Here is a 3348-nt window from a genome sequence, read left to right as displayed (position 1 = left end):
CTCGGGGCCCGGCGTCGCCGCATCGTACGGAATCACGATGAAGCGCCGGTCGCGGATCGCGGCCACGCGTGCGAGCGACGGCTGACTCAGCAGGAACTGCTGCTTCTGCGCGGCCGTCACGGCCGAGTAGTCGACGATCACGATCACCTGCGGATCGCGCGCCACCACGCTTTCCCAGCTCACCTGCGTCCAGCTGCGCGACAGGTCGGCCATCACGTTGCGCGCCCCGGCCGCCGTCAGCAGCGCGGTCGGCATCGCGAGCCCGCCGGCCGTCATCGGCTTGTCGGTGCCGCTGTCGTAGACGAACACGCGCAGCGGTTCCGGATGCCCGATCGTGCGCGACACTGCCGCGAGACGCGCACGCATCGCGGCGACGACCTGCGCGGCGCGCGCGTCGACGCCGAAGATCCGGCCGAGATTGTTCAGGTCGCGGAACACGTCGTCGAACGAGGCCGCCGACTGCTTCATCACGTGCGAGCACGATTCGGTCAGCTCGTACGTACGGATACCGAATGGCGCGAGCGTCGCGGGCGTCACCGCGCCGCCGACATGCATCCCGTAGTTCCAGCCCGCGAGATAGAAGTCGGCGCGCGCGGCCGCCAGCACCTCGAGCGACGGATACTGGCTGGCCAGTTCGGGCACGCCGCGCAGCGCATCGCGCACACGTGCGGTGCCCGTCTTCCAGCCGCCGATGCCGGTGTAGCCGACGAGCCGGTCTTTCAGGCCGAGCACGAGCATCATCTCGGTCAGGTTCACGTCGTTGCTCACCGCACGCGTCGGCGCGCGCTCGAACGTCACGTCGCGATCGCAACTGCGCACGGTGACGGGATAGGCCCCCGCCTGAGCGGCCGTGCAGCCGAGCACGGTCGCGGCAACCAGCCGGCGCGACAGGGATGACAACGCGGACGACACAACGGAGGACAAGACAGGAAACGGCATGGTGGTCATTCCGGATGAAGCGGCGTAATGCGCGGCCGGCCCGTGACGGGATGGCGATCGACGAGCGCGGCGACGCCGAACACGTCGCGCAGCAGCGCTTCGGTCAGTACGTCGGCCGGCGCGCCCGATGCGACGACCCTGCCATGCGCGAGCACGTGGAGCCGGTCGCAATACGCGGCCGCGAGATTGAGGTCGTGAATCGTGGCGAGCGTCGCGATGCCGAGGCGCCGCACGCGCGCGAGCAGTTCGAGCTGATGGCGCAAGTCGAGATGGTTGGTCGGTTCGTCGAGCAACAGCAGTTCGGGCTGCTGCGCAAGCGCGCGGGCCAGCAGCGCGCGCTGCTTCTCGCCGCCCGACAGCGACGCGAAGCGTTGCGCACGGCGCTCGACGAGGCCAACGTCGTGCAGCGCGGATTCGACGATCCGGCGATCGTCCGCCGTCTCCGCATCGAACGGCCGCTGATGCGGCGTGCGCCCCATGCCGACCAGTTCGTCGACCGTCAGCCCGAAATCGTCCGGCGTCTCCTGCTGCAGCACCGCGATGCGCTGCGCGACCGCGCGCGGCCGCATGCGCCACACGTCCTGCGCATCGAGCGCGACGTGGCCGGCGTCGGGCCGCGCGTAACGGAACACGCAGCGCAGCAGGCTCGTCTTGCCGCTGCCGTTCGGGCCGACCAGCCCGACGAACTCGCCTTCGGCCACGCTCAGCGTCACCGAATCGAGCACGGTGATCGCGCCGCCGGGCGACCAGCTCACGCGTTCGATGTCGAGCATGTGCGTCACGGGAGGCTCGTCGCGCCGCACTAGAAGCGCATCGTCGCGACGAGCTCCGCCGAGCGCGACGGACCGAGCAGCCATTGCTCGCCGCCGTTCGACGTCGTCACCGCATACGTGCGATTCGCGAGATTGCGCAGGTACAGCGCCAGCTCGGTGCGCGACGTCGGCTGCCAGCGCAGCGACGCATCGAACACCGTGTACGACGGCACTTGCACGCGGTTCGCGTCGTCGCCGTACGTCGCGCCGACGTATCGCACGCCCGCGTTCGCCTGCCAGCGCTCGGCAAACGCCCAGCCGAGCCACAGGTTCGCCGTCTGCTGCGGCACGTTGGCCGGCGCATTGCCGGCGCGCGACACCGTCGCGCTGCCGACCTTCTGGTTGAACTCGTCATAGCGCGCGCGCAGCAGCGCGACGTTCGCATCGAGCGTCCAGCCGTGCGGCAGCCGCGCGCCGCCCGTCAGCTCGATGCCGCGCGACGATTGCCGGCCGACCTGCTGGCGCAGCGCGGGATTCAACGGATCGGTGCTCAGCAGGTTGCGCTTCGTGATGTCGTACACGGCAAACGTCCAGTACGCGCGGCCGTCGAGCAGCGTCTGCTTGACGCCGGCTTCCCACTGTTCGCCGGTCGCGAGCCGGTAGTTCGCCTGCGACGCGGACAGCGTCACGAGCGAACCGAGGCCCTCAGCACCCGTCGTGTACTGCGCATACGCGCTGAACGTCGGCGCGACTTCGAACACGAAGCCCGTGCGCCAGCCGACGTTCGCGAAACGCTTGTCGAAGCCCGCGCCGGTCGCCGCCTGCTCGCGGCTGAACGCGATGTGGTCGTAGCGCAGGCCGCTCACCCACGCAAGCCGCGGCAGCACTTCGAGCCGGTTCTCGGCGAACGCCGCGGCCTGCCGCGCCCGCGTGCTGAACTGCGGCACCGTCGGGTCGGAGCTCGTGAACACGCCGGGATCGAAACCGTACGCGGGCACCGTCGATTCGCCGCCGTACGGCGAATTGTTGGTCCCGCTGAACGTGATCTGGCTGAATTCCGTGCCGACGACGAAGCGGTTCGCACGGCCGAACAGCGTACCGTCGAAGCGTGCACTCAGCCGATCGCCGATCTGCCGCTGGTGATGGCCGATGTCGAGATAGTCGCCGCGCGTGACGAGGCCCGTCGCGGCATCGAGCGCATACGATTCCGCATTGCGCCAGTGGCGATTCGACGTCAGGTAGTAGAGCTGGTTGTCGATCGTCACGCCGGCCGTCGGCCGGTAGCTGGCCGACAGGCGCGTCCACTGGTCGTAGTACGAAATCGTCGCATCGCCCACGTTGTAGTTGAGCTTGCGCAGCGACGGATCGAGCACGCCGTTCGGCGCCGGCACGCCATAGTAGGTCGCCGGCATCTGGCGGCCGTAATCGAAGTCGAGCGTCAGCGTGAGCTTCGGGCTCACGTCGAATTTCAGCGCGCCGCCGACGGCCGTCGTATGCGTATCGGCCCGCTCGGCGAGACCGTTCGCGCGCGCATCGCTCGCATGGAAGCGATACGACAGTTGCGGGCCGAGCGCGCCCGTCGTATCGAACGCGGAGAACGGAAGAGCGTGCGGTAGGGAAAGCGTGTATATCTCGGTGTGGATCTGGGCGGTTTTTC

Annotated in this window: 3 protein-coding genes; all 3 read right to left on the bottom strand. The window is 69.0% G+C overall.

What is annotated here, in order from left to right:
• On the bottom strand, window positions 1–948 hold a 948-nt coding region (locus G3N99_RS36880), incomplete at its 3' end, for an ABC transporter substrate-binding protein (protein WP_206124820.1).
• Window positions 945–1712 (bottom strand): ABC transporter ATP-binding protein, encoded by a 768-nt coding sequence (locus G3N99_RS36875; RefSeq protein WP_206124821.1) that lies wholly within the window; start codon window positions 1710–1712, stop codon window positions 945–947. The genes G3N99_RS36875 and G3N99_RS36880, both read right to left, overlap by 4 nt.
• A 29-nt stretch (window positions 1713–1741) precedes the next feature.
• A partial coding sequence (locus G3N99_RS36870; protein ID WP_241012040.1) for a TonB-dependent receptor occupies window positions 1742–3348 on the bottom strand: 1607 nt, incomplete at its 5' end.

Origin of the sequence: Burkholderia sp. Ac-20392 (assembly GCF_017104585.1) — a bacterium.
In the GTDB taxonomy this organism is placed as follows: domain Bacteria; phylum Pseudomonadota; class Gammaproteobacteria; order Burkholderiales; family Burkholderiaceae; genus Burkholderia; species Burkholderia lata.
Note: the sequence above shows the minus strand (reverse complement) of the source record. Positions and strands in the feature narration are given on the sequence as shown.